This is a genomic window from Marisediminitalea sp. (assembly GCF_984433645.1).
Genome location: NZ_CFIDRX010000229.1, coordinates 1 through 5651, shown reverse-complemented (window position 1 = coordinate 5651; position 5651 = coordinate 1). Strand labels below are relative to the sequence as shown.

Genomic DNA, 5651 nt, shown 5'->3' with positions numbered 1-5651 from the left:
CGTCGAGTATTGCACTGACCTGAAAACTCACATCCGCGCAGTCGTCAACGTTTATGCCATTTTCGTGATCAATGTATACCCGCAGGATCGAGTGTTTGCCCGCGCGTACAAATTCAACGCCCAGTAACTCAAATCCCAGTGCTTCTACAGCCGGAGTTAACATCTCCGTTAGTCGCTGTTCTAGCTTTGACAATCCTAACCTCCAAAAACGAAAAAAGGGCGTTACGCCCAATGTCCTGATACCTTTTACAGATATCGCGTTGTGCTTGGAACCGCAGTAACAAAAAGCCCCGATAATCGGGGCTTCTTGCTTGAATAATTCGGTCCCATTTTGCCTGCATCAGGCAAAGTTACCAGCGCAAATTACTGTGCTGTATAACTGGAAGCTTCCACATCCCGGTAACATCCGAGGCGAAACGCTTATTTCTGCGACGCATTATACTGCCTGTGAGGCAACATAGCAACCGGCATACTGGCTTAAGCTGAATATATATTGCACTGTGTCTGTTTTATACATGCACCGTATTGAATAAGCCACTGCTGCAGTGTCACAAAAAATTAATCTTCCTTCCAGCGCTCTTTAATTTCAAGGATGGCTCCCAGATTGGCTTCAAGCAACTCTACCAGTTTGGGTTCGAAGTGCTCACCTGCCTCGCGTTTCATCAGGTCCATGGTTTTCTCCACGCTCCAGGCTTCCTTATAGGGACGCTTACTGGTTAGCGCATCGAATACATCAGCAATGGCTACAATTCTCCCCTCAATGGGGATTTCTTCGCCTTTTAACCCATTCGGGTAGCCCTTACCGTTCCACTTTTCGTGATGCGTTAAAGCAACAGATTTTGCTATCCGCAATAAATCTGAATCCGCTTCGCCGAGGATTTCCGCACCGATTTGTGGGTGTGTTTTCATCACCTCAAACTCTTCGTCGGTCAGTTTACCCGGCTTGAGCATAATGTGGTCGGGGATCCCTATCTTGCCAATGTCGTGCATAGGGGCTGCGTGTAATAAGGTTTCTGCCTGCTGTTCAGAAAAACCATAAGCCAATGCCAGCACTTTCGAGTAGTGACTCATTCGCAATACGTGCATGCCGGTTTCGTTATCTTTGTACTCGGAAGCCCGCCCTAAACGCTGGACGACCTGTAAGCGGGTACGCTTAAGTTCATCAGCCTGTACCAGCGATAAATGCGTATTAACCCGCGCCAATACCACAGCCGGTGAAATGGGTTTGGTGATGTAGTCTACGCCGCCCACCGCGAAGCCTTGGGCTTCATCTTGTTCGTCACTCAATGCAGTAACAAAAATAACGGGAATTGACCGGGTTATAAGCTCCTGCTTCAACGCTTTACAGACCTCGAAACCCGTCATTCCGGGCATCATGATGTCGAGAAGGATCAAGTCGGGAAGCTGACTTTGCGCTACTCGCAATGCCTCTGTACCATTTTTTGCGTAAACCAGGCTGTACTTGTCACCAAGCACATGTTTTAACACCCGTAAGTTGGCGGGCTCATCGTCTACCAAAAGCAGCGTAGGCTTAGCAGCCGTTTTTTGCATAGTGACTATCCGTTTAATCGTTCAATAAGTTGGCTTAGATGTTCTATTGCCTGCTCAAACTCAAAATCATCTATAGCGTCCAGTATAGCCTGAATTTCACTGGCAAACTGACTTTGCGTAAAGACAGCAAGTTCATTGAGTTCATGTTCATCAACACGGTTGTACTTCACGCCATCCAGCAGACTTTCCAGAATCGTCTTCAACTGACTTATATCAACTTGAGCGGCTTGTTCAGCAGCGCTTTCCTGTTCCTGCATGACATGAGACGCCACCTCATCGGCAATACTCAGTAAACGCTCAAGTACGGTTTCCAGATCAGTGTCATCCTCGCTTGCATATTCCAACGCTTTGCACGTTACCATAAACTGAATTAACCCCAAATTCCCGGCAACGCCCTTAAAGCGGTGAGCGAGTGATTTCAAGCTAATGAAATCCCTGGATTGGATTAAAGATGCAAACTGCGCTTTTTCATTGTCAAAATCAGTAAGGAAGCGTTTGATCTCCTGAATGAGCTTTAACTGACTTCCCCACAAACTCTCGCCCCGGGACCAATCAATTAAAGCGGTATCTGTAGGTTCTGGTCGAGCAGCCAGTGCCGTTCCCTGAATACCTAACACACGGGCGATTTCATTACACAGTACCGGGAAATCAATAGGTTTGTTGGCAAAGCCTTCCATGCCGGCATCAGAGGCTGACTTTTTATCCTGTGCCAGCACACTCGCAGTCAGTGCGATAATGGGCGTGGCCTTTAAACCGTGCTCACGCTCGAATTCCCTGCGTCGGGTAGCAGCAGTCAAACCATCCAATACGGGCATTTGCAGGTCCATTAACACCACATCGAAACTGTGCGCTTCCATGCGTGCCAGTGCTTGTTCACCATCCTGAGCCACTGTAACTGTATGTCCGGCCCGCTCCAGCAATAACTTCAACAAATCAATATTTTGTTCAATATCGTCGACTATCAGCACATCGAGTTGCGGCAATGACATCGCCTGCAGTCGTTTCACCTGCTGCGCTGACGCCACCGGACTAAGTGGTAAAGTGAAAACAAAACGCGTACCTACGTTCTTTTCACTGTGTACTTCAATCGTACCACCCATTAGCTCGACAAGCTGTTTGCTGATCGTCGTGCCCAGGCCTGTGCCACCAAACTTTCGGGACATTGAGGCATCTGCTTGCGCAAACGCATCAAAGACCTTGTTCACCTGCTCTTCAGACATACCAATGCCAGTGTCTGCAATAATGAATTGTACGTCGCCGTTCTGCACAGGTTGCACTGTCAGGGACACGCAGCCTTGCTCAGTAAATTTCACCGCGTTACCCACGAGGTTACTCAGTACCTGACGTACTCGTTCCGGAGCACCATTATAGGCTTTAGCCAATTTCCCAGACAGGTCTACACGCAAATCAAGCCCTTTGCGTTTTGCCTCAAGCCAGAAAGTAGAAATCACCGTGTCGATTTCTTCGCTCAACATAAAATCGGTGTATTCAAGCTCAAGTTTACCTTTGTCGAGCTTGGCACTGTCCAGAATATCATTTAATAGATGCAATAAAGAGCGCGCCGACCGGTTAATCGTAGACAGGTGCTTGTGTTGCTCAGTATTCAGCGGGGTATCTAATAGAATATCACTGAAGCCAATAACCGCATTCATCGGGGTCCGAATTTCATGGCTCATATTCGCCAGGAACGCGGCTCTGGATGCTGCGGCTTGTTCGGCGGCATCTTTGGCTATAAGTAACTCATTTTCCATATTACGGCGGTCAGTGATATCCATAATGAAACCGTCTAACCACAGAATTTCATTCGCTTCATTGCGGATAAATCGACCATGCTCCCTTACCCAACGAATATCACCGCTTTTAGCAATAATGCGATATTCCATAGCATATTCCTGCTGGTCGGCTATGGCTTCCTCAATAATCGACAGATCATCGGGATGGAACAATTCCGTAAAGCTGATGCGAGGCGCAGGAAGTAAAAAGTCCTGAGCAGTGTAGCCAGTAATACGCTCAACGGCCTCGCTAATAAATACCATTGGCCAGGTTGTGTCGTTCAGGCAGCGATAAGCGATACCGGGAATATTGGCAATTAGCGAGCGGAATTTTTCTTCATTCTCCTTAACGGCCTTTTCCATGGCTAAGCGTTCGCGAATATCGGCAATAAAGAGGATAAAAAACGGTTCGTCGTCTATTTGTGTGTGTGACACGCTGATCCGCACCGGCACAGGGTGAAGATTTACATCCAGCGCCATGACATCCCGGCTATTGCCAATTAGCTTTTCGTCGCTGGGTTCCTGCGCGTTATTAAAAAACGCATCGTTGTACAAATGGCGTCTGTTTTCAGGCACGATATTAACTACCGGGAAACCTACTAACTGCGATTTAGTCCAACCTAATATCCGGGTAACAGATGGATTCGCTGACAGTACAATCCCTTCTGAGTTAATCGTAATGACCCCTTCAACCGCACTATCCATAAGGCCCGTAAGGCGCTTTTCATTTGCATTCGCGACTTTAGTGATTTCTTTGTATTTCACTAATAAGCTTATACCCAGCACCAGTGCAATGACCATCGATGCAATAAAAGTGACAACCGCTGCCATTAACACAGAGACTTCCGTATCTTGTGCTATGAGCTCTACGCCTGGCGGTGTCACAAAGCGCGCTGCAGCCATGCCTGTGTAGTGCATGCCTGATATCGCCAGCCCCATCACAAAGCCAGCCATCACGTTGATTTTAGTATTGGATAAGCGCGCTTTAATAATACTATTAATACCGGTACGCACCCAAAGAGACAGCATAGCCAGTAACACAGCAACGACAATAGATAGCAGGAAGATATGCAGGTCGTATTTTAGCAGCGGCGCCATTTGCATCGCCGCCATGCCTATATAATGCATTGCGCCAATACCGGCACCGACCAATACTCCGCCAAGTACAATATGCAGAGGGGAAATAGTGTTTGTAATTAAGAATCGTAAGGCAACCCAGGCGGCCCCCACACCGGGCAGCATCGAAACCAGTGTAATGTGCCAGTCATAATTAACTTCCGTACACAGTTCGAAAGCTAACATACCCACAAAGTGCATAGACCAAATGCCGACACCTTGGGCAATAGCGCCCACCATTAAAAGTGAACGCTTGGCAAAATTGGATTGCGCCGTTCTTGCCTGGGTCGCGACCTGAAATCCCATGAAAGACGCAAATACAGCAATACCTACCGATACCATTACGAGATAAAACTCGTACTCGCCGGTCAATAATAAAGAAGTCTCTGGAATCTGAAACAGGGCCAGGATGTCATTCATTTACCGCATACCTTATATACTACTGGTGACCATTTCGCCCCCCATCCTGAGGAAACGACGATGCGGCCTTAAATTATAAACGATTATAAATCGTTTACGTGCAATTATTTAGCAGCGTGCCCGCGTCTACTACTAAAGTCAAATACATTCTGATAAATGTACGACAAATTGAGTTGAGATCCAGGGAAGGCTTCATCACTTTGCCGTAATTTGGCGCATACAGATGACGCTTACGGTGAACGATTTGTCTGTTTATTTGGTAGATAAGCAAACAAGAACAAATAAAAAACCATCAGAATAAGATGGTATTTTCAAGGAGCTAAACATGAAAGCGTTATTACTAATTCTGTCAATCTGCTTACTGTATGTCAGTTTATCCAACAGTAACCTGGAACTTGAACTTAGCTTCAGGAACCAAAGTGTCAATATGGAAGCCTCGCTGATAAATGGACAATATGCCTTTAGTATTCAGTCCAGACCACAGCCTGCAATAGAAAAAGAATGGTCGAAAGAAACGACAACGCCAGTCTCTTTGCTGCCTGACAGTTTGCGAAACAACGTGCAAACTTCATCCTTGCGCGCGCCTTCCCAAGGTGCGGATAACGACCATATTAGCTTTCACGCACTAAGAGTTTTGGGGATGTTAGTGAGATCAACGGGACTTGTTAACTTATCTGGTTCCAAGTGTACTACAGTATTTCGGTAGTGAGTTTAGACCATACAAACTAGTGCATAACGCCACTCGTTACGATGGCAGAAAAGTATTTCTGTGTATTCAGAATTAAAAAGGCC

4 protein-coding genes are annotated in these 5651 nt (G+C 46.6%); 1 reads left to right on the top strand and 3 read right to left on the bottom strand.

Annotated features, from left to right (window positions below; translation table 11 throughout):
- From AC4MRN_RS19120 to AC4MRN_RS19110, 3 genes are all read right to left on the bottom strand, one after another.
- Nucleotides 1–193: LSm family protein (locus tag AC4MRN_RS19120; protein WP_491204199.1), on the bottom strand; the 193-nt coding region annotated here is incomplete at its 3' end.
- 365 nt (nt 194–558) lie between these two features.
- Nucleotides 559–1551, bottom strand: coding sequence for a response regulator (locus tag AC4MRN_RS19115; protein ID WP_491204198.1), 993 nt, complete (start codon nt 1549–1551; stop codon nt 559–561).
- 5 nt (nt 1552–1556) lie between these two features.
- Nucleotides 1557–4859: an MHYT domain-containing protein gene (locus AC4MRN_RS19110; RefSeq protein ID WP_491204197.1), complete on the bottom strand. Its 3303-nt coding sequence runs from the start codon at nt 4857–4859 to the stop codon at nt 1557–1559.
- Between the two features lie 325 nt (nt 4860–5184).
- Between AC4MRN_RS19110 and AC4MRN_RS19105 the strand changes: the two genes are divergently transcribed.
- Nucleotides 5185–5565, top strand: coding sequence for a hypothetical protein (locus AC4MRN_RS19105; RefSeq protein WP_491204196.1), 381 nt, complete (start codon nt 5185–5187; stop codon nt 5563–5565).
- The last annotated feature ends 86 nt before the right edge of the window (nt 5566–5651 follow it).

Coding starts and splice junctions, on each gene's coding strand:
- AC4MRN_RS19105 (WP_491204196.1), top strand. CDS start 5,185: ATGAAAGCGTTATTACTAATTCTGTCAATCTGCTTACTGTATGTCAGT.
- AC4MRN_RS19110 (WP_491204197.1), bottom strand. CDS start 4,859: ATGAATGACATCCTGGCCCTGTTTCAGATTCCAGAGACTTCTTTATTA.
- AC4MRN_RS19115 (WP_491204198.1), bottom strand. CDS start 1,551: ATGCAAAAAACGGCTGCTAAGCCTACGCTGCTTTTGGTAGACGATGAG.